This window comes from Azovibrio restrictus DSM 23866 (genome assembly GCF_000429665.1).
Classification (GTDB): Bacteria; Pseudomonadota; Gammaproteobacteria; order Burkholderiales; family Rhodocyclaceae; genus Azovibrio; species Azovibrio restrictus.
On the sequence record NZ_AUCH01000013.1, the window covers coordinates 1 to 24,062 of the forward strand.

Annotated in this window: 11 protein-coding genes and 6 tRNA genes; 12 read left to right on the top strand and 5 right to left on the bottom strand. The window is 67.0% G+C overall.

Going from position 1 to position 24,062, the window contains the following annotated elements; genetic code table 11:
* The 6 genes from G474_RS23930 to G474_RS22805 form a co-directional block, all read left to right on the top strand.
* Positions 1-278, top strand: a 278-nt coding sequence (locus tag G474_RS23930; protein ID WP_211228108.1) for a hypothetical protein, incomplete at its 5' end; no start/stop codon positions are given.
* Between the two features lie 936 nt (positions 279-1,214).
* A complete protein-coding gene (locus G474_RS22800) occupies positions 1,215-1,589 on the top strand; it encodes a hypothetical protein (RefSeq protein WP_084513720.1) in 375 nt (124 codons plus the stop codon).
* A 594-nt stretch (positions 1,590-2,183) separates the two neighbouring features.
* Complete coding sequence (locus G474_RS23415; protein WP_156919245.1) at positions 2,184-2,546, top strand: hypothetical protein; 363 nt, start codon at positions 2,184-2,186, stop codon at positions 2,544-2,546.
* Between the two features lie 179 nt (positions 2,547-2,725).
* Positions 2,726-3,151 (top strand): hypothetical protein, encoded by a 426-nt coding sequence (locus tag G474_RS23420; protein ID WP_156919246.1) that lies wholly within the window; start codon positions 2,726-2,728, stop codon positions 3,149-3,151.
* Entirely contained in the window at positions 3,144-3,497 is a 354-nt protein-coding gene (locus G474_RS0111230; protein WP_026687060.1) for a hypothetical protein, read from the top strand. Before G474_RS23420 ends, G474_RS0111230 begins: the two co-directional genes overlap by 8 nt.
* 673 nt (positions 3,498-4,170) lie before the next feature.
* Positions 4,171-4,554, top strand: coding sequence for an Imm10 family immunity protein (locus tag G474_RS22805; RefSeq protein ID WP_084513721.1), 384 nt, complete (start codon positions 4,171-4,173; stop codon positions 4,552-4,554).
* 10 nt (positions 4,555-4,564) lie between these two features.
* On the opposite strand, the gene G474_RS0111245 is transcribed toward G474_RS22805, so the two are convergent.
* The 5 genes from G474_RS0111245 to G474_RS0111265 form a co-directional block, all read right to left on the bottom strand.
* Entirely contained in the window at positions 4,565-6,148 is a 1,584-nt protein-coding gene (locus G474_RS0111245; RefSeq protein ID WP_026687063.1) for an ATP-binding cassette domain-containing protein, read from the bottom strand.
* Entirely contained in the window at positions 6,145-7,794 is a 1,650-nt protein-coding gene (locus G474_RS0111250) for an ATP-binding cassette domain-containing protein (RefSeq protein WP_026687064.1), read from the bottom strand. Before G474_RS0111250 ends, G474_RS0111245 begins: the two co-directional genes overlap by 4 nt.
* Before the next feature lie 10 nt (positions 7,795-7,804).
* A complete protein-coding gene (locus G474_RS0111255) occupies positions 7,805-8,773 on the bottom strand; it encodes a TauD/TfdA family dioxygenase (protein ID WP_026687065.1) in 969 nt (322 codons plus the stop codon).
* Positions 8,767-21,324: a non-ribosomal peptide synthetase gene (locus G474_RS0111260; protein WP_043464154.1), complete on the bottom strand. Its 12,558-nt coding sequence runs from the start codon at positions 21,322-21,324 to the stop codon at positions 8,767-8,769. The genes G474_RS0111255 and G474_RS0111260 overlap by 7 nt, the downstream gene beginning before the upstream one ends.
* Positions 21,325-21,836: 512 nt before the next feature.
* A tRNA-Val gene (locus G474_RS0111265) sits at positions 21,837-21,913 on the bottom strand.
* A gap of 101 nt (positions 21,914-22,014) precedes the next feature.
* Here G474_RS0111265 and gltX point away from each other — a divergent pair.
* The 6 genes from gltX to G474_RS0111295 all read left to right on the top strand — a co-directional run bounded on the left by gltX (position 22,015) and on the right by G474_RS0111295 (position 24,050).
* Positions 22,015-23,406, top strand: coding sequence for a glutamate--tRNA ligase (gltX, locus tag G474_RS0111270; RefSeq protein WP_026687067.1), 1,392 nt, complete (start codon positions 22,015-22,017; stop codon positions 23,404-23,406).
* Positions 23,407-23,500: 94 nt separating this feature from the next.
* A tRNA-Ala gene (locus tag G474_RS0111275) sits at positions 23,501-23,576 on the top strand.
* Between the two features lie 46 nt (positions 23,577-23,622).
* Positions 23,623-23,698: transfer RNA gene (locus G474_RS0111280), tRNA-Glu, on the top strand.
* 38 nt (positions 23,699-23,736) lie between these two features.
* Positions 23,737-23,813: transfer RNA gene (locus G474_RS0111285), tRNA-Asp, on the top strand.
* 58 nt (positions 23,814-23,871) lie between these two features.
* A tRNA-Ala gene (locus G474_RS0111290) sits at positions 23,872-23,947 on the top strand.
* 27 nt (positions 23,948-23,974) lie between these two features.
* A tRNA-Glu gene (locus tag G474_RS0111295) sits at positions 23,975-24,050 on the top strand.
* Positions 24,051-24,062 lie beyond the last annotated feature (12 nt).

Here is a 24,062-nt window from a genome sequence, read left to right on the forward strand (position 1 = left end):
ACGATCCAACTAGGGCTCAAGCCAAGTTCCTTGTCTTTGCAGTTTCACTGATTGAGGCAGAGGGTGCCGATGATGTCTTCCCTGACAGTTACCGGTACTCGCGCAGAGTAACTTGTGTGCGTTTGGCCGACGATTTGAGCTTTACGTCCGAATCTGAACGAATCTGCTTCACCTTGAACGAGCCAATGAGTGTCGCCCAACCCAAAGAGTGTCACATCGAAATTCTTGGATCTGCTCGCCTTCCCATCTTCTGGGAAGGCGGTTCCCAATATGAGTAGTGAATCCGTGTGGCCTAATCGGGTAGCCAGGGTTTTCTCTCCCCCGGCCCCCACACCAGCCCTCACGAGCTTGCCCTTGCCTTCAGCTAGTGGTTATTCTTATCGCATGCAACAAAATCGGTACTCCCACAGGGGACTTACACCCCATTACATCGCGCCCATGCTGGGCGCACGCCCGGCATGCAACGGACTCGCTGCGCTCGCCGCTGATGCCAAACGCTAGGCATCTCCCCTGTGCCGAATTGCGATTTCTACGCGACACTCGAAGATCATAAGCAGCTATTGCACTGGCTGTTTGATGAAGGCACGTGCAGGGTCTTTGAACTCTCGTCTGACTTCGAACAGCCACTAAAGGAATTTCGCATCGTGAGCGATGTGCTTTCCCAATTTGACCGCTCCTATAGCACCGGCGAGAAGTGGCATTCCGTGCATCTGCAACTATACGTTTTGGGAGCTAGTCCGCCATTTGTTCCTCGGCGCGTCCAATTGGACCCAAAGGCATGCGATGGTGCTACGTTCAGATACGTAGCGGAGGGCTGGGGGCTAGTACAACTCTATCTTGGAGCTTCAACGAGTCGAGGCCTCAACGACTCGCATACTAATCACAACAGCCAAAAGCGAGCGGAGGCGTGGGCTCCCACAATATCCAACGCACAAGACGTTGGACTTTGGGACTTCAAGAAAATCACTAGCTTCTCTTCGCGCCTCGGTCGGCAAATCAAAAAGATGAGTGTCGCAAAGATCGGTAGCCGCCCGATACTGCCCGGCGCACTGGAACTATGGCAAGAGGGGGTGTCGCTGCTTCCTTTTCAGCACGGCAATGCTTCTGTTCAATTGCGCTCAGATGCCTAATCCTACGGTCGAGGCGCGGCTTCGCCGCTGGGACGCCGTGCCGGGGCCGGCCCGTCGCCCCTCACCTTCACGTTGAGCTGCAAGATGAATTACGGCGACAAGTTACTGAACGATATTGGCGGTTTTATTCGGCTATTTTCGCCATATTGCCGCGACAGTGAAACGCTCGATCAACTGCATCGAATGCTTGGAAATCGTGGAAAATGGGCAAAAGCGCATGATTTGTTCGACCATATTCGCAACAAAACGTTAAAGGCGGAAAGAGCAAAAAATCATGTTCTAATTTGCCAGTATTTGTTTGAAGAGATTTGCGCTAAAACTCTTTACAACCTATCCGGGAAGTCAGCACCATTCGATGCTGACTCGCCGTATTGGATTATTCCAAATGCAATCTCTTTTGCTCGCGCAGTAGGAGTAACTGATGCCGAAATCGTCAACATTGTTGCGGCCAACGATTAAGGTTGACTTGCTCCGTGTCATTGGCACCGCGTGCAGGTCGCCGGCGCCATTCTCTTGGCTCGCGCACAATGAAGCCGATGCCACCCCATTCCACCGGACCTTGCGCATAAAACCGCGCAAGGTCCGGTGAATTCAAGAGTTGGGCATCAGAATGAAGCGTGCTCTACACCTCCTGAGCTTCACGAGCTGGGGACTTTTCGTCACCTGGTTGTCTTTGTTCGTGATTGCACGAATTGACTGGAGCCGATTTGTTGTGCCACGGCCTGCTGGTCGTTGCTGGGAAATTGATCACTGTGATGTACCGTGGTTCATCGAGTTATGGTTTTTCGTTGCCCTTTTCCTACCGACTGCTGTGCACACATTTGCGGGGTGGCGCCTCGGAAAAAATAGTATCGCGCCGCGCAAAATTATTGCATCTCTGGTCGCGCTATCAGCAGCAACGCTAGCCTTCTATGTCTCAGCGAGAATTGTCATTGGCTCTTAAAGCAATCTATCGCTTTGTCGCCTACTACTCGTGCCTCCATGTCGGGGCCACAACTGACGCCCAACGATTAAGCACTGAACATACAAGGTTTAGAATTCAAGGAAAAACATATGCGTGGCACATTGTTCGTACTGTTTATTGCTGTATCTGCCGTAATTGCATTTTCAATAGCGCGAGGTATTAGCAAAGGCTCAAACATTGATGAACGCCAAAAGTATTGGGCACAGCAAATTTCTGGGGCTTTGAACTCAGGAGCAACGGTAGAAGAACTTAAAACCTTCACAAAAAGCCGCGGGCTGAGCCTGAATTGCTATCAAAATCACAACAAAGAGGATCTATTTGATTTTGATGACAATCAAAGCTTTGGAGGGACATCCAACATGCCTATGAGACTGGCTGTTATTTTTTCAATAAAAGACAACAAAATTGCGACACATCAATTCACAACTTCACCCGCAAATCAACCGAGGTAGCGGCTTGATATGCCGAACCCGGCTTCCCCATTTTCCGCAAGCGGCGTTCCCTCATTCGTTAGGCATCGCACAAGATGTTTCGGGGTGACGGATCAGTCGTGGAGTATGGGTGGCTAGTTTCAGATGGGCGCATTTTTGACCATCTGCCACTTATCGTTCGCCACTTTGAGTCAAAGTTCGTGTTGATCGCTTGCTTCGACTCTGGACGTATTGTGCCGACTGAAGAAGAAACACTATTGGGTTGGCGAGAAATTGAGGGGGGCTTACTAAGCCCGCCGGTGAAGGGCGACCTGGATCTGCCCGCAGACAATTTTGATGAATGGTGGATATTTGAAGACCGCACTGCGGCTGAACGTCTTCCTCGGTACGACTACTTTGTTAACCAAACGATATGGACTTTACGCAGCCCGGCAGAGATGGAAAGCCACTTCGATCCAGCTTGGGAGCCTGGCAGTTTTGAATCACTCATTCCCCTCCAGGAAAGGTTCTTGGGAATGGTGAGCAAATATCGTCCTCTAGCGGTCATTTCAGATGGTGATCGCCTTGTGATCGCCTCACGTGATTTCGTTTTCCTGAACACCATGGCGGAACACAGCGATGCGTAACCATCGCTTCAAGGGGACCACCTGCGCCACATCACTCCGAAATATGGACAAGAAAACAAGCAACCGCAGAAAGCAGCGGCTCCAAGAGAAACGGTTGGCCTCTGTCCTTCTCTTCATGGCCGTCGCAGTTCTCTTCTACTGGTTGTCTTTCCGAATCTTCACTGGCACAGATTGCGAATTCTTTGGCTCAAAGATCGCGCTGGTGATTGTTCCTGCATGTGCGGCCTTTGGAAATCAAGGAGCCGCTACGTTCCCGTTTCTCATTGCCTCTACGTCACTTTTCATGGGCATTGTGTCGCTGAGGGCATACAGTAATATAACCCATCGCACCAAGGAACGCCCCTGAGCTAGCAGGTCAAGGCTGTAGAAAAACCTATTTTGTTGAAAAATGACCGCGGTCCATAAAAATCCAACTTTCACAATCGCTCCAGAATCGACGATCGTCGCCCTCGGATACATAAATCCCATCCAAAAATCACCCCTCAATTTTCTGAGAGGGTTTTTTCTACAGCGTCGTTAGGCCGCCTATGTTTCGTATTCCTCCTCCGAAGAAGCCAGAGATGACGAACATACGCAGCATTAATGACTACGAGGGCTACATGGACGAGCTTGCCGCCTACGAGAAGCAGCTGCGCGCCTACAAGAAAGCCGTGGAGCAAAAGCCCAAGCTACTCTGGTGGGCGTTTATATCGACATGCATTATTATTGTATTGATATATATAGTGGCTACCGCGCTACGTGGCTAGTTCAAACTTTATTAGTGGGTTTTCATTATTCGATCTAGTTTTTATAGGCGGCCTGATTTGTTATAAAAGCTACGCCTTAAAGATTTGTATGGAATTCCCCTGAACAATCCTCGTCGCGCCCTGTGGCTGCCGCACTTTTCTTCCTCGCCATGCTTTGGCTACGGCATTGACCTCAAAGCAGAATTTAATTAATGAGCAAAATCCAGCGTTGATTGAAAACTCAGACCCGATGGACTTCAAAATTGCCTCCATCAATTTCTACACAAATTACTCATGATTTTTTCATTTTCAGCCGCAAAAGTTTCGTTTGTACCCATTGATGAAATATTGACAGTGGGTTTTTCGGAAACACCTTCAGGCGATGGTCGTTACCTGCTCTTCCAAAGGGAGGAATACGAGTCTGAACAAGACATAGAGCTGGGCCTGGTCGGGGAATACCTGGAGATCAACGACCAGACTCACGGAGCATACCGAGGAGTGGAATCGGTAAAACTTCACCGCACCAGGATTGAAGTCCTCGTCGCTGACGCAGCAAGAACTCAAATCCAGGAGGCAGAGATTCACATTGCCTTCAGCCTCTCCGACGCAGATTTCCAATCACTTCGCACTGCCCTTCAGCAGATTCTCGGCATCTCCCGGGTGCATCTTGCACCCTAGCCCGCAGCACTCAGGCCAGCAGCCGGCCGGCCTCCAGGTGCAGCACCTGGTCGGCCTGGGGCTGGGCGGTTTCGTCCCGGCTGGCGTAGATGATGATCTTGCCCCTGGCCTTCAGCTCGGGCAGCAGGGTGGTCAGGAAGTACTGCTGGAAGGCGGGGTCCTGGCTGGCGGCCCAGTCGTCGAACAGCATGACCGGCCGGTCCTCGATCCAGGCCAGCAGCAGGGCCAACCGTCCCCGTTCGCTGTCGGACAGGCCCCGGGTTCCCAGCCTGTCCCCGTCCGGGAACACCCGGCCGGATAGTTCGAAGCGAGCCAGCAGGGCCTGCAGTTCCGGGCCGGGCGGCAGGCTCAGCCCGTACAGCCGGTCAAACAGCCGGGGCTGGGCGGAAAGGAGCGCCACCCGGTCCCGGTAGTCCTGCTGCCGGGCGGCTTCCAGCACCTTGCCATCCACCAGTAGGGCTCCCGATTCCAGCCCTTGCAGGGTCGCGAGCAGGGCCATCAGGGTGCTCTTTCCTGCCCCTTCGGGCCCGCTGATGCAGGTGATGCTGCCAGCCTGGCAGCGCAGTTCCAGGGGGCCCAGGGTGAAGCCGCCCCGCCGCCCCACGGCTGCTTCCAGGGCGATGCTGCGCGGAGCCTCCGGCAGCGCCGCGCCCTCTCCGGCGGCGGCGGCCCGCAGCCGGGCTTCCATGGCTTCGATGTTGCTGAGGGCCAGGTCCGCATGGGTGAACATGGGGGTCACGAAGGACACCGTCCCCACGGGGCCGGCGATGAACAGGGCGGCGGTCATGGCCGGCACCACCACCTGGTGGTAGCCGGTGACGAACAGGGGCACCACGAACACCATCAGGCCGATCAGGCAGTAGAACATGGCCTCCACCACCGCATAGTTGCGGCCCCACTGGGATTTCAGGCTGGCGTTGCTGCGCCGGGCCCGGGCGGAGGCCTCGGCCAGGGTTTCCAGCACGCCCTCGGCCCGGGGAGTGCTCATGCGCACTTCCTTGAAGCCGTGCAGCAGATCCGTGAGGCCGCCGAACACCTCCTCCTCGGCGGCCTGGGCTTCCTGCATCAGGAGGCGCAGGGCCTTGACCCGGCGGAAGCGGACGGTGACCACCGCCCCGGCCATGGCGAACACCAGGACGCAGGCCAGGGGCGACAGCCAGGCCAGGTAGAGGGCCAGGAACAGCAGCATCAGGGCCTGCTGGAAGCCTATGGCCAGGAGCGGCAGGGTCTGGGCCAGGGTCTGGGCGTCCTGGATCAGCACCCGCTGCAGGCTGCCGTGGCCGATGCGCTCCACGGTGATCAGGTCAGCCTGGCGCACCAGGTCGAACATGCGGATGCGGAACTTGTGGATGAGCCGCTCCGCATCCCTGGAGACGGTGCCCAGGGTGTAGAAATGGCTGATGCCGAAGGCGGTCACGGTGACCAGGAACAGCAGCAGGGAACGGCTGCTGAACTGGCCCTTGGCCGCGTCCTCGGTGGCGCTGGAGACCAGCCAGATCAGGGCCGTGGTGGCCAGGGCCGAGAGGGCGTTCATCCAGAACAGGGGGCGCAGGTTCTCGGGAATCTCCCGCAGGATGGCGGCAAAGACCCTCATGGGGCGCTCCCTGCGGCCTGGGGCCACTCGGTCAAGCGGCCCTCCTCCAGGTGCCAGCGCCGGTCGGCCGCGTCGAAGTAGCGGTCGTCATGGGTGACGGCAATGATGGTCAGGCCGCGCCGCTTCAGCTCGGGCACGATCTCCCGGTAGAACTTGGCGCGGAAATGGGGGTCCTGGTCGGCGGCCCACTCGTCCAGGATCAGCACCGGTTTCGCTTCCAGGATCGCCGCCACCAGGGCCAGGCGCTTGCGCTGGCCGGTGGACAGGCGGATCTTGGCGAACCGGTCGGCCTCGACGCGGGTGACCTTTTCCATCTCCATCCACAGCATCAGGCTGTCGGCCATTTCCTGCTCGAAACCGCTGATGCCGTAAAGCCGGGCAAACAGGTGGAAATCGTAGAAGATGGGCGCCATCAGGGCCCGGTAGCTCATCAGCTGGGCCGTGGACACCACCATGCGATCCACCAGCAGCTGGCCCCGGTCGGGGCGGTACAGGCCGGTGAGAAGCTTGATGAAGGTGGATTTGCCGGCCCCGTTGCCGCCCGTGACGAAGATCACCTCGCCCCGCCGGATGCTCACGTCGAAGGGCCCCACGGCAAAGCCCCGCTCCCCTTCCGGGGCGGGAAAGGTGTATTCCACCCCGGCCATGCGGATTTCCTTGAAGGGGCTGGGCAGGGGCAGGCCTGGAGTACGGCTGCCCGGCTCGGCCAGGGCTTCCAGCTCTCCTTCCAGGTCCATCATCCGGCCCGCCGCCCCCTCGGCCATGCGCATGATGGCCAGGGACTGCATCAGCCCGAAGATGGGGGCGGACATGAACAGCACCGCCCCGGAAATCTTCAGCAACTCCCCGGACACGTCGGGGGCGTAGCGGGGCACCACGAAGACCACGATCCCGAGCATCAGGTTGAAGGCCATCTCGCCGAACACGAACTGCTTCCAGCTCAGGCCATGGACCTCGCTGCGCAGGTCGGCGGTGGTCCGGGAGAGGCCGATGAACCCGGTATTCAGGTCGGCGCTACGCTGGCGGTTGAGGCGCTGCTCCTTGAAGCCGTCCAGAAGGTCGGAAATGCTCTCGAACAGCCGGGTTTCCTGCTGCATCAGCGCCTGCTGGCGCTCATCCAGGACCCGGTTCTGGCGGTAGTAGATCAGGGCGGCGATGCCCAGGAAGCCCCCCAGCAGGGTGAAGGCCATGAGCGAGATGGTGGCGATGTAGATCATGATCGCCGCGGTCAACACCACGGAACAGGCGGCCTGGGCCAGGTACTGGGAATTGGAGGAAATGGCCTGGCAGTTCTGCACGATGGTCTCGTACAGCCGGCTCTGGCCGAAACACTCGAGCCGCCACAGGTCCGCGTGGCGGATATGGCCGATCAGGCGCATGCGCAGCCGGTCTATGGCCTCCTCCATGTCCGCCGAGAGGCGCCCCACCATCCAGCTTTCCGACCACATGTAGAACAGGATGCTGGCCACGAAGGCGAGCAGCAGAGGGCCGTCTACGAAATCGGCCTGCTCCCGGGCGATTTCCTCGGCGGCCTGGTTGACCACCCCCAGGACGATGGTGGTGCCCAGGGACGAAGCCGCTGCCCCCAGGAACAGGCTGCGCATGGAGCCGGAGCCCCCCTGCCGCAACAGACGCAGAAGATTCACCGGGACGACCTCAGGCGCATGGGAGCTCGGCCACCCGGATGCGCAACAGATGCCGGCGGTGGTCCTGGAAATCGCTGCGGCCGTGCAGGGCCTCGTGGTTGTTCACGATGAAGAAATCGTCCGCCTCCAGCCGGGTTTCCAGGCGCAGGTCGGGGGCATCGATTTCCGCCTGGAAGACCCCCAGGGCCCGGCGCAGTTCCGGCCCGTCCTGCTCGGGAAAGACATTCAGGCCCGCTTCCAGGGTGTCGCGCCGGTAGCGCAGGCGGGGCCGCTCGCCAAAGATGGGGGCGCAGGTCACCTCCTGGCAGTCAGCCCGGCCGGTGCTGGTGAAAGTGGCGGGAATGCGAAACGGCAAGGCCCGGTCCTGGAGGTAGGCCACCGCCTCCCGGCCCGCCTCGCTCCTGGACAGCTGCTCCAGGATGCAGTCCAGGTCCCGGAAGGTGGAACGGCCGCCGCCGCAGGCGGCCGGCTGGATGCAGTACAGGGACAGGTAACGCTCGGGGTCGGGGAAATACTGGGTGTCCGTGTGAAAGTCGGCCTCGTAGGGGTGTTCGGAAAAGGTGCTGACGCTGCCCTCCCGGAGCTTGTCGGCCCGCACCTTGATGTCCCAGACGATGCGCCGGTCCAGCTTGTCCGTGGGGGTCGGGCGGCCGATGCACTGGGCCAGGGCGAAGAGCACGAAACTGCGGCTGGCCGGGTCCAGGTGGCTGAGCCCGAGACGGCGGATCAGCACCCCCGTGTGGGAGGAATCCAGCCGCTGCCGCAGGGCCTGGCCCAGCTCCGCCAGACTGGGCGCCGCTGCCTGGAGGGCCGCCCGCAGGGGCGCCTCATCGGCCAGGGGCACCAGGGCCGCCACCTGCCGGCCGGGTCCGTAGAATTCATCCAGAACGGCCAGCACCCGGGCGACTTCCGGTTCCGGCAGGGGAGCGGCGGCAAACAGGCCGGCGCGAAAACCAAGATCCTGCAGATGTTTCAACATGGCATTCTGGTTCTTTCTTGAGGAAAACCGGCCAGCCCGGCAGCACGGCAGGCCGCCTCCAGGAGGGCCTGCCGGCCCGCCGAGGGAAGCGCCGGCCAGGACACGCCCAGGCGTTCCAGCAGCGCCTGGGTACGGTCGCAGGCAATGACGGCGGATTCTAAACGAGCCCCCTGGTCGTGCCTAGCAAGGAGGCCGAAGTTCTCCAGGGTTTCGCCCAGCAGCCCGGCCTGGGCCGGGTCGCCCGCCGCCAGCAATTCCTCCAGCAGGCCGTGCAGGGGCCCCAGCCGCAGGCGGCCGGCCAGGGGCGCCACCAGATCGGCCAGGGTCTCGGGGCGCGAGGTCTCCACATGGTGGTTGCAGTGCTCCAGGGCGGCAGCCCCCGCCAGGGCGACGATGGCGCCGGCCACCCGGTCCACGTGGCAGAGGGCCGCCCGCACGTCATCGGGCACCGCCCCCAGCTGCAGGAAAGTCACCAACTGACGGAAGAAGGCATTGTTCTCTATGCCCCGCTGCAGGCGCCCGCCCCGGCTGGCAAAGGCGATGTTGCCGACCCGGTGGATGCAGGCATTGGGCAGCCACTGGCGCGCCTCGATCACCAGAGCCTCGGCCTCCTGCTTGCTGCGCACGTAGTAGTTCGCCTCGCCGCTGCCGGGCGGATCGTCCTCGCTGAAGTGGCGCGGCGGCCCTGGCCGGGCCCGGCCCGCCACCGAGAGGGTGGACACGCAGTGGAATTCCGCCTGGGCGCGCCGGGCCAGCTGCAGCAGATGCGCGGTGGCCAGCACGTTGGCCGCGTGGAAATCCTCGTAATGGCCCACGTGGCTCACCAGGGCGGCGCAGTGGAAGATGCCGTCCAGGGTCCGCGCCAGGGCATCCCCCTGCCCGGCTCCCAGCCCCAGGTCGGGCTGGCTCAGGTCTCCGGCCAGGACCCGGAGGCCCGCCTCGGGCCCCGGCAGGGGCGCGGCGAAATAGTGCCGCCACAGGGCGTCCAGACGTGCCCGGGCGGCCGCCTCGTCCGGGGCCCGCACCAGGGCGCTGACCTGGAGACCGGGCTGGCCCAAGAGCTCCCGCAGCAGGTAGATGCCCAGGTAGCCGCTGGCGCCGCTCAGGAGCACGTGGCCCCAGGCCCGCCGGGGCCCCAGGTCCAGGGCTGCCCAGGCCTGGTTGCGTTCGGCGTAGGCGGCCCGCCGGGGCGCCAGGGCCTGTTCCCGTGCGGCGGCCAGCCGCGCGGGATCATCCCCCTGCAGCCGGGTGGACAGGAGGCTGTGCAGCTGCCCGGCCCGGGGCCGGCAGCGGCGGGCGAAATCCGCCAGCAGCGGCTGCTCGTAGAGGTCATTGACCTGGCAGACGTAGTCCTGGCGCAGCTGGTTGATGACGGCGATGGCCCGCAGGCTGTCGCCCCCCAGGGCGAAGAAATCGTCCTCCCGGGCCACGGCCCGGCCCTCGAACAGGGCCGACCAGAGAGCCGCCACCCGGGTTTCCACCGGTCCCTGAGGCGGCGTGCGGCCCCCGGCCTCCAGCCCCGGGGCCAGGGGGCGCCGCTCCTGGGCCAGCAGGGCTTTCCGGTCTATCTTGCCGGCCGGGGTCAGGGGCATCCGTTCCACCCGGAACACCGCCGCCGGCAGCATCCAGGCCGGCAGGCCGGCGCCCAGATGGGCGGCCCAGCGGGATGGCTCCGGTTCCGGGCTGCCCGCTTCCAGGGTCACGAAGGCCCACAGGGTGGCGCTGCCGTCCGGCTGACGCTCCGCCACCGCCACGGCCTGGGATACCCCGGGCCAGGCCCCCAGGCGATGCTCGATCTCGCCCAGCTCCACCCGCTGACCACGCAGCTTGACCTGGGTGTCGGCCCGGCCCAGAACCAGCAGTTCCCCGTCGGGCGTCCAGCGGCCCAGGTCCCCGGTCCGGTATTGCCGCCCGGCGGGGGTGTCGATGAAGCTGGCGGCATTGAGCTCCGGCCGCTTCAGGTAACCCCGGGCCAGCCCGGCCCCGGCCAGCCGGATTTCTCCGGTGCAGCCCGGGGGCAGCCATGCCCCGTCGGAATCGGTGACCAGCACCTGGGTATTGGCCAGGGGCCGGCCGGTGCTGAATTCCTCCGTCCCCGGCGCCAGAAAGCCCAGGGTCACCCCCACGGTGTTCTCGGTGGGCCCGTAGCCATTCACGTAGCGCAGACGGGCCCCGTAGTGGCGCACGTCCTCGGCCCAGGGGGCCTCGCCCGCCGTCATCAGCAGACGCACTCCGGGCAGTTCGGCCTGCCCCAGGAGGCGCAGGTAGGAAGGCGGCATGGCGGCGACGCTGACCCCCAGGCGGGTGAATTTATCCAGCAGTCCGGGAATGTCGTCCATTTCCTCGCGCCGGAAGGGCACCAGCGCCGCGCCCGCCGCCCAGGCGAAGGCCAGATCGCCGATCCAGCCGTCGAAGGAGGGGGAAAACAGCTGGGTGGCCCGGTCCGCCGCCACCAGGCCCAGGGTTTCAGCCCCAGCCAGGCCCAGGTTGAGGAGGCCGGCGTGGAGCAGCTCCACCCCCTTGGGCTCCCCGGTGGAGCCGGAGGTGTAGATGATGTAGGCCGGGTCTTCCGGGCGGCTCTGCTCCACCCGGGCCTGGGCCGGCAGGTCCAGGAGTTCCGGCCGCAGCACGGTAGCCAGGGCCGCCAGCTCGGCGGGCGGGGACAGGCCATCCAGGGCCAACAGCAGGCGGATGCCCGCGTCCCGGGCCATGAAGGCCAGCCGCCCGGCGGGCAGCTCAGCCGCCAGGGGCAGATAGCAGCCGCCGGCCTTCCAGATGGCCAGCACCACTTCCGGCAGCAGCGGCGAACGCCGGGTGAACACGCCCACCGGTTCGCCCCGGGCTAAACCCTGGTCCAGGAGCACCTGGGCCAGGGCGCTGGCCGCCCTATCCACCTGGGCGTAGCTGCGCTCCCCGGCATCGCCGACGATGGCCGGCGCTTCGGGCTGCTGCCGGGCCAGGCCCGCAAAACGGGCCGCCAGGGTGGCTTCCGGCCAGCTGCGCCGGGGCCCCTGCTGGCAGGCGGCGAGCCAGCGCCGCTCTTCTGGCAGCAGCGCCGGGGGCGGTTCATCCAGGGGCACCCCGGGCGTCGCCAGGAAGGCCGCCCAGGCCCGCAGCCCGTCGAACCAGGCACGGGCGTGGTTGCGGCTCAGGAGGGCGGCGCTGACATGCCAGGAGAGGCGCAGCCCCCCGTCGGGCCTGGCCTCGTGGATCAGCAGCATGTCCTGGGCCGGCCCCCCGTGCCGCAGGCTGTAGTCGGACTGCTCCAGGGGAGCGCCGGATTGGGCAACCTCCGGCGCCTGGAGGGGCTGGAAGCCGAAGCGGCCGGCCTGAGCCGGGGCCACGGGGGGATTTTCCGTGACCCCCATGTCGAACAGGGGGTAGCGGCTCCCCTGGGCCCCGGCCCCGGCGCCCCGGGCCCGGCGGAAATCCGCATAGATCCGGGCAAAGGGATAGCGGCCATGGCCCAGGCCCCGGGCCAGGGATTCCTGCATGGCGGCCAGGACCTGGGCCAGAGTGGCGGCAGGCGCCGGCATCCGGGCCAGGGGCAGCATGTTCACGAAATAGCCGATGCTGCCGGCCTGAGCCGCCCCATGGCGGCTGGAGGCGGCCGTGCCGAGCAGGAAGCCCTGCCGCCCGGTGCGCCGCCGGACCTCGATCCCGAGCAGGGCCAGCATCAGGGCGTGCAGGCTGATCCCTTGCTGCCGGGCCAGGGCGCCCAGGGCGGCGGCCGTGGCAGCATCCAGGTCGACCTGCCAGCAATGGCTGCCCGCCTCGGCGAGAGCCTGGCGCGAAGCTGGCCGGGGCCGGTCCAGGGGCCACTCGTCCAGGGCCTGGGGCGCCTGTTCCAGCAGCTGGTTCAGGCTTTCCGCCCAGTAGGCGGCATCCGCCTGGGCGGCGGGGCTCGCCAGATAGGCCTGCTCCCGGGCCGCGGCCCGTCCCGGGGTCTCCCCAGGCGGGGGCAGCGCCCGCTCCTGGAGCAGCTCGGCCAGCTCCCCGGTCAGGATGGCCAGGGACAGACCGTCACCCACCGCGTGGTGCAGCACCAGCCAGAACAGGGGGGCGCTACCGTCGGCCGGGCGCGCCAGGCCGGCGCGCCAGAGACAGGGGGAAGCCATGGAAAGGGGCGCCTCCTGGGCGGCGCGGATCAGCGCCAGGGCCCCGGAACGGTGTTCCGGGCGGCCCATCTCCAGGGCCGGGACCGTCCCGGTCAGCCGCCGCACCAGGCGGCCCCGGGCATCTTCCCCGAAGCCGGTGCGCAGGGCTTCATGACGGGCCACCAGGGCGGCCCAGGCCCGCTGCCAGGTCTCATCCCCGGGGCAGTCGCCGGGCACGGCCAGGGTCAGCTTGAGATGGAAGCTGCCGGTGGGAAAGCCCGCCTGCTCGGCGGTCCAGAACTCGCCCTGGCCCTCGGTGGCCAGCTCCGACTCGGCCAGCAACGGAGCTTCCGGCTCCAGCTCCTCCAGGCGGGCGGCGAAATCCGCCAGGACCGGCGCGGCAAACAGCTCCCGGGCCGCCACCGGCTGGCCCAGCTGCCGTTCCAGGCGATGGGCCACGGCGATGGCCAGCAGGCTGTGGCCGCCCAGGGAAAAGAAGTTGTCCTCCCGGAACACGGACTCCCGCCCGAGCAGTTCCGCCCAGATGGCGGCCAGCGCCTGTTCCAGACCATCCCGGGGCGGAGTCCGGCGCGACGGCCCGGAAGCAGGTCGCCCGGCGGCCAGGCGCTGCCCCAGGGCAGCCCGGTCCACCTTGCCGGACAGGGTCAGGGGCAGGGCCGGCAGGGCCAGGAGCCCGGCGGGCATCATCCAGGGCGGCAGGCGCGAGGCCAGGAAGGCGCGCCATTCGGCCTCCTCCGGCAGGACCCCGGGCGCGGCCGGGCAGACCCAGGCCCACAGGGCTTCGGCGCCCCCCGGCTGGGTATCGAGCAGCACCACGGCCTGGCGGATGGCCGGGTGGGCTTCCAGGGCCGCCTCGATCTCCCCCGGCTCGATGCGGATGCCGTTCAGCTTCACCTGCCCATCCAGGCGCCCGGCGATCTCGATCTCCCCGTTGCCGCGCCAGCGCCCCAGGTCGCCGCTCCGGTAATGGCGCCCCGCCGGGCTGGAGACGAAAGCCTGGGCCTCCTCCCGGGGCCGCCGCAGGTAGCCCCGGGCCAGGCCGACGCCGCCCAGCCACAATTCCCCCAGGGCTCCGGGGGGCAGCAGCCGGCCATCGGCAGCCCGGACCTGCACCGTGGTGTTGGGCAGGGGCCGCCCCGCCGTCAGGCTGCCGCTTTCTGCGTCGCTGCCGACTCCACTGCCATGGAGGCGGCCCATGGTGCTGGTGATGCAGTTCTCGGTGGGACCGTAGGCGTTGTAGTAGGCCAGCCGCGGCCCCAGGCGGGCCACGTCGGCGGGCAGCGGCGGCTCGCCGCCGGTGACGATGATGCGCAGGGTCAGGGGGAGCTGCTCGGCGGCAAACAGGCGCAGGTAGGTGGGAGTGATGTCCGCCAGGGTGATGCGCAGCCGTGCCAGGAAATCCAGGAAGCGCCCCGGGGCAGCGATGATCTCCTCGGAGGCGGGACAGAGGGCCGCGCCGCAGGCGAGGGGCACCCCCAGGTCCGAAAGGGACACATCGAAGGAGGGGGAGGCGAACATCAGGCAGCGGTCCTCCACCCCCAGGCCCAGCTGCTCCACCACCCCGAGCACAGTATTCACGTAGCTGGCGTGGGTCACCAGGGTGCCCTTGGGCTGGCCCGTGGAACCCGAGGTATACAGGATGTAGGCCAGCTCCGCCCCGGCCGTGGCCAGACCCGGAGCGCCCCCATGGCGCTGCAGGAACCCGGCCGGCAGGGCCTCGGGGCGCAGCACCGCCCCTTCCTCCAGGCACTGGGCCAGGGCACCGGGCAGGGGCAGGCCATCGAGCAGCAGCAGCCGGGTCAGGGCCGCATCCCGGGCCATGAAGGCCTGACGCTCCGGAGGCAGGTCCGCCGCCAGAGGCAGGTACACCCCGCCCGCCTTCCAGATGCCGAGCACGGCGGCCGGCAGCCGGGGCGAACGGCCGCTCAGCACCCCCACCACCTGGCCCCGCTCCAGCCCCCCCTGCAGCAGGGCATGGGCGATGGCGTTGGCCGCTGCCTCCAGTTCCTGGTAGGACTGGCTCCCGGCCAGGGTCAGTACGGCCGGCCGCTCCCCCTGGCCCGGACGCGCCAGCAGGGCCTCGAACAACTGGTGGAAGCCCAGGTCCGGCCGGGGCCGCAGGGCCCCCCGGGACCAGGCCGCCAGCCGTTCGGCCTCCTCGGGCCAGAGCTCGGGCAGGGGCTGGGCCGCCCGCGCCGGAACGGCCCCCAGCCAGCGCAGACTCGCCAGCAGGGAGGTGAACCAGAAGGCAGCCGTGTCCCGGGCGTACAGGGCGGCATTCACATGCCAAGCTAGGAGCAAGCTGCCATCGGGCAGCAGTTCGTGAATCAGCACCATGTCCTGCCCCGGGGAATGGTCGTTGCGCTCGTAGGCGAGCTCCCCCTCCCCCAGGGGCGGCAGGGTGAAGCGGCAGTCGGCCCGACCCGGGCGGGCCGGATTCTCGGTGACGGCCAGGTCGAACAGGGGATAGCGCAGGGGGTCCCGCAGCTCCGGCCGCTGGGCCCAGAACTCCCGGTAGATGCGGGCAAAGGGATAGGCCCCGTGGGCCAGGGCGGCCGCCAGCACCGCCTGGGTGTGGCGCAGGCGGCTGCCGAAATCCTCACCGTCCAGGACCAGCCCCAGGGGCAGCATGTTCACCCCGTAGCCGGGAATGCGCCCTTCCTCCGCCGTCTCGCTCAGGGCCGCGGTGGTGCCCAGCAGCAGTTCGCCGCGCCCGCTGCGCCGGCCCGCCTCCAGCCCCAGGGCAGTGAGCAGCAGGGCATGCAGGCTGGCCTCGTGCTCCCGGGCCAGGGTCAGCAGGCCGGCGCTGAGGCGGCCATCCAGGCGGACCTGGAAGCGGTGGCTGCCGGGCCGGGCCTGGGCGCTGCGGGGAAAATCCAGGGCCCACTCGGCGCCGCAAGCGGGGCTCAGCCGGGCCAGCTGCCCGCGCCAGTAAGTCTCGTCCCGGGCCCGCTGGGGGCTGGCCAGGTAACGCTGCTCGCGCCGGGACAGGGCGGCGTAATCCCCGGCCCCGGCCGGGAGCGGCTGGCCCGCCAGCAGGGTTTCCAGTTCCCCCAGCAGGACGCCCAGAGAGCGGCCGTCGCCGATGGCGTGGTGCATGGCCAGCCAGAAATGGGCCCGCCCCCCCTCCTCTTCCACCACCCCGGCCCGCCACAGGGGCGCCTGCCCCATGTCCAGGGCCTCGCCCTGGCGGGCCAGGACATGGGCCCGGGCCGCCCCGGCATCGGCCACCCGAGCCCATTCCAGGGGAGCCTCCAGCTGCACCAGGGTGCGGCGCCGCAGCTGCCCGGACTCATCCTCGGCAAAGCAGCTGCGCAGGGCCCCGTGCCGGGCCACCAGGGCCGCCCAGGCCGCCTGCCAGCGGACCGGCGCCAGCTGCTCCCCAAGCCAGAGCTGGTGTATCGGCATGATGAAGGCGCGGGTATCCAGCCCCGCCTGTTCCGCCACCCAGAATTCCCCCTCGCCTTCGGTGGCCAGGTCGGGCGCCAGAGCAATCCCGGGGCTGCTCTCCTCCTGCAGGGCCAGGACCCGGGCCGCGAAGGCCCCCAGGGTCGGGGCCGCAAACAGGGTCCGGGCCGGCACCGGCTGCCCCAGGACCGCCGCCAGCCGGTGGGCCAGGAGGACGGCGCGCAGGCTGTCGCCCCCCAGGGCAAAGAAGTTGTCCTGCCGCCCCACGGGCTGTCCGAGAATCTCCTGCCAGACCCCGGCGACCCGGGCCTCGAAGGGGTCCAGGGGTGTCTGGAGGGGGCGCAGGCGGACGCGCTCCGCCGCCGCCAGGCGCAGCAGGGCGGCTCCATCGGCCTTGCCGTTGGGCCCCAGGGGGATGGCGGCCACGGGGGTAACGGAAGCGGGCAGCATGTGGGCCGGCAGCTGTTCCGCCAGCCAGGCGAGACAGGCCTCCGGCGTCCAGGGGGCGTCCTGTGCGGGCACCACGAAAGCCCGCAGGGCCTGCCCGGCCCCCTCCCCCGGCCCGCCCGGATCGGGCAGCACCAGGGCCGTGACCACGCCCGGAAAGTCGGCCAGCAACCGTTCCACCTCGCCCGGCTCGACCCGCTGCCCGTTGATCTTGATCTGCTGGTCCACCCGGCCGTGGATTTCCAGCGCTCCCCCGGGAGTCCAGCAGCCATAGTCGCCGGAACGGTAGAAGCGCCCTTCCCCGGTGTCCACGAAACTCTCCCGGCTCTGTTCCGGGCGGTTCAGATAGCCCCGGGCGAGTCCCTCCCCGGCCAGCCACAGCTCGCCGACACAGCCGGGAGGCACCGGCCGGCCATCGGCATGGCGCAGGGAGATGCGGGTATTGGGCAGGGGCCGGCCTATGCTCAGGGGCCGCTCGTGAGGCGCGTCGCCGCACACCTGCCCCATGGCCACCAGGATCGTCGCCTCCGTGGGGCCATAGCAGTTCCACAGGTCCAGCTGGCCCTGCAGCTGACGGGCGTCCGCGTGGCTGGGGGCCTCGCCCCCGGTGAGCAGCACGCGCAGGCCGGTGAAGGGCTGCTGCTGGCTGATGCGCAGGTAGGAGGGGGTGTGGAAGGCCAGGGTGACGCCCTGACGCCGGTAGTAATCCTTGAGGGCCCAGGGGTCCTCGCGCAGCTCCTGGCTCACGGGCACCAGGGGCATGCCCCCCAGGAGCCCCAGCCCCAGCTCCCAGAGGGAGGCATCGAAGGTGGGGACGGCCGCCAGGGAGATCCGGTCCCCGGGGGCCTGGCCGATCCGCTCCAGGGTGCCGGCCAGGGCATTGATGTAACTGCGGTGGCTCACCGGCACCCCCTTGGGCTGACCGGTGGTGCCCGAGGTGTAGATGATGTAGGCGTCGTCCATGGCGGCAGCCGGGCCGAGGGGCAGCGGCGGCATGGCGCCGCTGGCCGGGCAGTCGGCCGCCTGGAGTTGCAGGGGGCAGACCTGGGCCAGGGCTTCGGGCACCGGCCCCGGGCCGGTGATAAGCAGATGCCGGGCCCCGGCATCCCGGGCCATCAGCGCCAGGCGGGCCGGCGGCAGGGTTTGCGCCAGGGGCAGGTAGCAGGCCCCGGCTTTCCAGATGCCGAGCACGGCCGCCGGCAGCCCGGCCGGGTCATCGGCCAGCACCGCCACCACCGTGCCCCGCCCGGCCCCTTGCTCCAGCAGGGCCCGGGCGATGCCGTTGGCCCGGGCATCCAGCCCGGCCCGGTCCACCTCGCCGCCCGCCAGGAGCGCCAGGGCCCGGGGCTCCGCTGCCACCCGTGCGGCCCACAGGCGGTCCAGGGTGGGCCCCGGCCGGGGCCGGGTCTCGCCCCATTCCCAGGCGGCCAGGCAACGGGCTTCAGCCGGCAGCAGGGCCGGGGCCGGCTGGTCGGCATAGGCGGGCTCTGCCGCCAGCCAGCGGGCCCAGTCGGCCAGGGCGGCGAGCCAGGCAGCCGCGCTCCGGGAACTGCAGCTTTCCGGGTTCCAGCGCAGGCTGAGGCGCAAGCCTCCGTCCGGCAGCAGCTCATGGCTGAAGGAGAGATCCAGGCCGGCCGCCGGAGGCAGGGGCTCCCCAGGAAAGGCCAGGGGCTCCAGGCTCAGGCCGGCGGTTTCGCCGCCGCTGGCCTGCACCGCGGTCAGGGCGAGCTGGAACAGGGACTGGCGGGAAGGCGCCAGGGCCAGGGGATGGCGCTGGCGGAACTCCCGCAGGATCTGGCTGGCCGGGTAGCCGGCATGGGTGACGGTGCCGGTCAGGGCCCGCTGGGTGTGCTGCAGCAGGGCCCCCAGCTCGGCCTCCGGGTCCCACTCCAGGCACACCGGCAGGACGTGGACGAAATGCCCGATGCAGTCTTCCGCCCCCGCCGGCCGCATGGAAATGCCGCTGCCCAGCAGCAGCTCCCGGTGGCCGCTGCGGCGCCCCAGCTCCAGGCCCAGCAGGCCGAGCAGCAGGGCATGCAGGCCGATGCCCCGGGCCTGGGCCAGCTCCCGGAGGGCCGCCACCTCCCCGGGCTTGAGGCATTCCCCGCCGATCTCTTCTGCAGCAGACGTTTCCGGCCCTGGCCGCTCCAGTGCCTGTCCGGCAAAGGCGGCACCGCCCTCCTGCACCAGGCTGTCCAGACGCTGGCCCCAGAAGGCCCGGTCCAGCTCGGCCTGGGCCGACTCCCGGTAGGTCCGGGCCGCCTGGCTGGCCAGCTGGATGCCGTGGGCGGCCGGCGGCAGGGACTGCCCGGCCAGCAGGGCAAGCAGCTCGCTTTCCAGGCGCCGGGCCGAAACCCCATCCACCACGCTGTGGTGCAGGACATACCAGAACAGGCAGCGGCCCTCCTCTTCCCCGGCCTCGGGCTGTAATTCCAGGAGCCCGGCCCGGACCAGGGGCGGCGCCTGCAGATCGAAGGCAGTGCCGGCCTGACGGGCCAGATAATCCCTGGCGGCTGCCGCCGGGAGATGCTCACGCTGCAGACGGGCACTGGCCGGCAAAGCCCCGGCCTCCAGGGTGTACCACTGCAACTCCCCTCCCGGGGCGCGCCGGAACCCCGTGCGCAGGGCGCCGTGCCGCGCCAGCAGGGCCTGCCAGGCAAAATCCAGGGGCTCGCCCCTGGAGGCCAGGGGAACCCCCAGAGTGAACACCTGGACGATATGGGCGGCCCCAGGAGGCAGCCCCAGTTGGGCCGCCACCCAGAAATCCTCCTGCTCCGGGGTGGCCGGTCCGGCGCTGACCTCGGCACTGGCAGCGGCAGGCAGCAGGGGCTGCATCCGGGCCGCCAGGGCTTCCACGGTCAGAGCCGCCAGGACATCCTGCACCGCCACCCCGTAACCCGCCGCCTGGAGCTGCTGGCTCACGGCAATGGCGAGCAGGCTGGTGCCGCCTACGGCAAAGAAATTGTCCCCGGCCATGATGGGCGCAAAACCCAACAGCGCCTCCCAGGTCCGGGCCACCAGTTGTTCCCGCTCACCCCGGGGAGGACGCCCCTGGGGTGCGGCCGCCCCAGGCAGCTGCAACTGCATCAGGGCCTGGCGGTCGATCTTGCCGGCCGAGTTGATGGGCATGCGCTCCAGCACCAGGACCCGGGCCGGCAGCATGTAGGGGGGCAGGCTCAGGGCCAGGTAAGCACGCCAGTCCTCGGCCTCGGCCGCTGCCCGCCGGGGGCTTTCCACATAGGCCAGGAGCCGCCCGTCCTCAGCCCGGGCGGCCGCCCGGCTGACCAGGGGATGGCGCATCAGGGCGGCCTCGATCTCCCCCAGGGAAACGGACTGGCCGGATACCTTGACCATGTCGTCGGCCCGTCCCAGGGTCTCGAGGCAGCCTTCGGCATTCCAGCGGCCCAGGTCATGGGTGCGGTAGGCCCGGCCGTAGGGGGTGTCGGTGAAATACCTGGCCGTCAGCTCCGGCTGGCCCAGATAACCGGGGGAAACCCCGGTGCCCACGACGCAGATTTCCCCCGTGGCCCCCGGCGCCACCTCCTGCCCGTCCTCGTCCAGCAGGTACACGGCGGTGTTGGTGAACGGCCGGCCGCTGGGCAGGGGCCCGCTTCCTGCCGGATCCACCTGGAGCATGCAGATGGTGCCGCAGACCTCGGTGGCCCCATGCATGTTCCAGTACGCCAGATGCCGGGCGTAATGGCGGGCATCGTCCGCATTGGGCCGCTCCCCGGCCGTCAGGATGCAGCGCAGCCCGGTGGGCACGGCGCCGCCCAGAAGGCGCAGGTAGGAAGGGGTGAATAGGGCGATGGAAACCCGCTCCCGGGACATCAGCTCCAGGAGCCGGGCCGGCGCATCCAGGAGCTCCCGGCTGACCGGCACGAAGGCGGCCCCGGCCAGGAGGGGCATGCACAACTCCCGAAAACCCAGGATGAACCCTGGGGAAGTGGCCAGCAACACCCGGTCCGCCGGGGTGATGGCATGGGCCTCCACATGGCCGAGGGCCATGTTCACGACGGCCTGATGGCGGATCATCACCCCCTTGGGCTGGCCCGTGGAGCCGGAAGTAAACAGGATGGCGGCCAGATCCTCCGGGCCCACGGCACAGGGCTGGAAGTCCGCTGCATCCGGATCGGCAGCCAGGGCCCCGGGCCGTATCAGCGCCTCGTTGCCCAGCAGCTGCCCCAGGGCCTCGGGTGCTTCCAGGTCATCCAGGAGCAGGAGCTGCCGGATGCCCGCCTGCTGCACCATGCTCGACAGCCGCTGCTCGGGCAGATCAGCCACCAGCGGCACATACACGCCGCCCGCCTTGAGAATGGCCAGAAACGCCAGGGGCAGCTGGCCGGAGCGCTGCACCAGCACCCCCACCGCCTCTCCCCGCACCAGCCCCCGCGCCTGCAGCTGCCAGGCCAGGCGGCTGGAACGCCACTCCAGCTCGGCATAGCTGCAGGCCCAGGACCCGGCAGCCAGGATCGCCGGCGCATCGGGCTGACTGGCGGCCAGGGCGGCAAAGCCCTGGTGCAGGCTGACGAGGGACCAGTTCCGGACCGGTCCCAGGGAGGGAGGTGACCCATTCATCAAGCTGATCTTCGCATGTTCGTTATGCACTTCCATGAAAGCCGGACAGCGGGCCCCGCTCACACGACAGGCCCAGGCCAGCCATGATAGGGGCATCGCGCCGGCCAGACCAGCCCGGCGTGCAAGCATGGAGGCGGCGCCAGACCAAGGATCAGGGATTGCCGGTGCAAGAGAGGGGCTCACGGCAGCGCCGCAACCCGAAGCAAGGCCGGCAGAAAGAGCATGCCTTCAGGGAAGGGAGAGGGCCCGCCAGGAAGGCCGCGGGGACGAGGCCGCGCTGCCAGCCACCCGGATCATGGTTTTGCCGACCACACCCCGGCGCGCCCCGGCCACTTGCGCCCCTAACCAGGCAGGATATGGCGGAAAAACGGAAAAATCAGTGATTTAGCGCCGAAACGTCAAGAAACCAGCCACCGGTAAAACTCGGGCAAAGCCCGGGGAAAACCCGCTGGAAATGCCGCAGGCACAAAGGAAAAACCCCGCGCAGCCAGTCGCTGCGCGGGGTTTTGAATTGGTGGGTGGTACTGGACTCGAACCAGTGACCCCTGCCGTGTGAAGGCAGTGCTCATACCAACTGAGCTAACCACCCGATGTCTCGGAAGGCCCGCATTAAACCACAGCCAAACCTGCCCGTCAAACTTTTTTGCTCATATACAATAGGGACTTTTCGCCCCCCAGAATTTACAAATCATGGTCCGTACCCGTTTTGCCCCCAGCCCCACCGGTTATCTGCATATTGGCGGCGCCCGCACCGCCCTCTTCTCCTGGGCCTATGCCCGCCGCCATGGCGGCCAGTTCATCCTGCGCATCGAGGACACCGATGTGGCCCGCTCCACCCCCGAAGCGGTGCAGGCCATCCTGGACGGCATGGCCTGGCTGGACCTGCAGCATGACGAGGGTCCCTATTACCAGATGCAGCGCATGGACCGTTACAAGGAAGTGATCCAGCAGATGCTGGCCGCCGGTACCGCCTATTACTGCTACACCTCCCGGGAAGAGCTGGATGCCCTGCGCGCTGAACAGGAAGCCCGCAAGGAGAAGCCCCGTTACGACGGCCGCTGGCGGCCCGCGCCCGGCAAGGTGCTGCCGGCCCCGCCGGCCGGCGTGGAACCCGTGGTGCGTTTTTGCAACCCCACCGACGGGGTGGTGGGCTGGGACGACCTGGTGAAGGGTCGCATCGAGATTGCCAACGCCGAACTGGACGACTTCATCATTGCCCGGGCCGACGGCACCCCCACCTACAACTTCTGCGTGGTGGTGGACGACTGGGACATGGGCATCACCCAGGTGATCCGGGGCGACGACCATGTGAACAACACCCCGCGCCAGATCAACGTGCTCAAGGCCCTGGGCGCCCAGGTGCCCCAGTACGCCCACCTCTCCATGATCCTCGGTGATGACGGCACCAAGCTTTCCAAGCGCCACGGCGCCGTCTCGGTGATGCAGTACGACGAAGACGGTTTCCTGCCCGAAGCGGTGATCAACTACCTGGCTCGCCTGGGCTGGTCTCACGGGGATGACGAGATCTTCTCCCGGGAGCAGTTCGTCCAGTGGTTCGATCTGGACCACATCACCCCGTCCGCCGCCCAGTTCAATACCGAAAAGCTGCTCTGGCTGAACCAGCACTACATGAAGCAGGCGGGAGCCGCCGCCCTGGTGCCGCAGATCGCGGCCCGGCTCCAGCGCCGGGGCGTGGACACCGGCAAGGGGCCCGACCTGGCCCAGGCCATCGGCCTCTACCTGGACCGCTGCAACACCCTGAACCTCCTGGCCGACGCCCTGGAAGTTTTCTACGTGGACATCCACCCCGCCCCCGAGCTGCTCGCCCAGCACCTGAGCGAGGAAGCACGCCCGGCCCTGGCCGACTTCGCTGCCGGCCTGGAACAGGTGGCCTGGGAAGTACCGGCCATCGCCGCCCTGATCAAGGAGACCGTGACCCGGCACGGCCTGAAGATGCCCAAACTGGCCATGCCTCTGCGGGTCATCCTCACCGGCCAGGCCCAGACCCCGTCGGTGGATGCGGTGGTGGCCCTGGTGGGTCGGGACACGGCGCTGGCCCGTCTGGCCCCCCACCGGAGCTGAGCGCGGCAGGAAATTTGCAGAAAAGGGAGAAAAAACTCAAAAAAGGGTTTACAACCCCAAAAGTGCTCCCTATAATGCGGCCTTCTTTCGCGGCGGGGGTATAGCTCAGCTGGGAGAGCGCTTGCATGGCATGCAAGAGGTCAGCGGTTCGATCCCGCTTACCTCCACCAAAAGTGCGAAAGAAAAGTCAGGAACTTGCCAGCCTGAACAGTCCGGGTCCCCATCGTCTAGAGGCCTAGGACACTACCCTTTCACGGTAGGTACCGGGGTTCGAATCCCCGTGGGGACGCCAAGTTTTACGGTGCGCTGATTCGTCAGTGTTCCATGCGCGGAGTGGTAGTTCAGTCGGTTAGAATACCGGCCTGTCACGCCGGGGGTCGCGGGTTCGAGTCCCGTCCACTCCGCCAAAAATATTCGGTTTTCAGCCACGGCTGGAAGCGAAGGTAGTAACTGGTCTTTCGCGGCGGGGGTATAGCTCAGCTGGGAGAGCGCTTGCATGGCATGCAAGAGGTCAGCGGTTCGATCCCGCTTACCTCCACCATACCGAGAGACCAAACGGAGATTCTGGGTCCCCATCGTCTAGAGGCCTAGGACACTACCCTTTCACGGTAGGTACCGGGGTTCGAATCCCCGTGGGGACGCCAAGGTTTTACGGT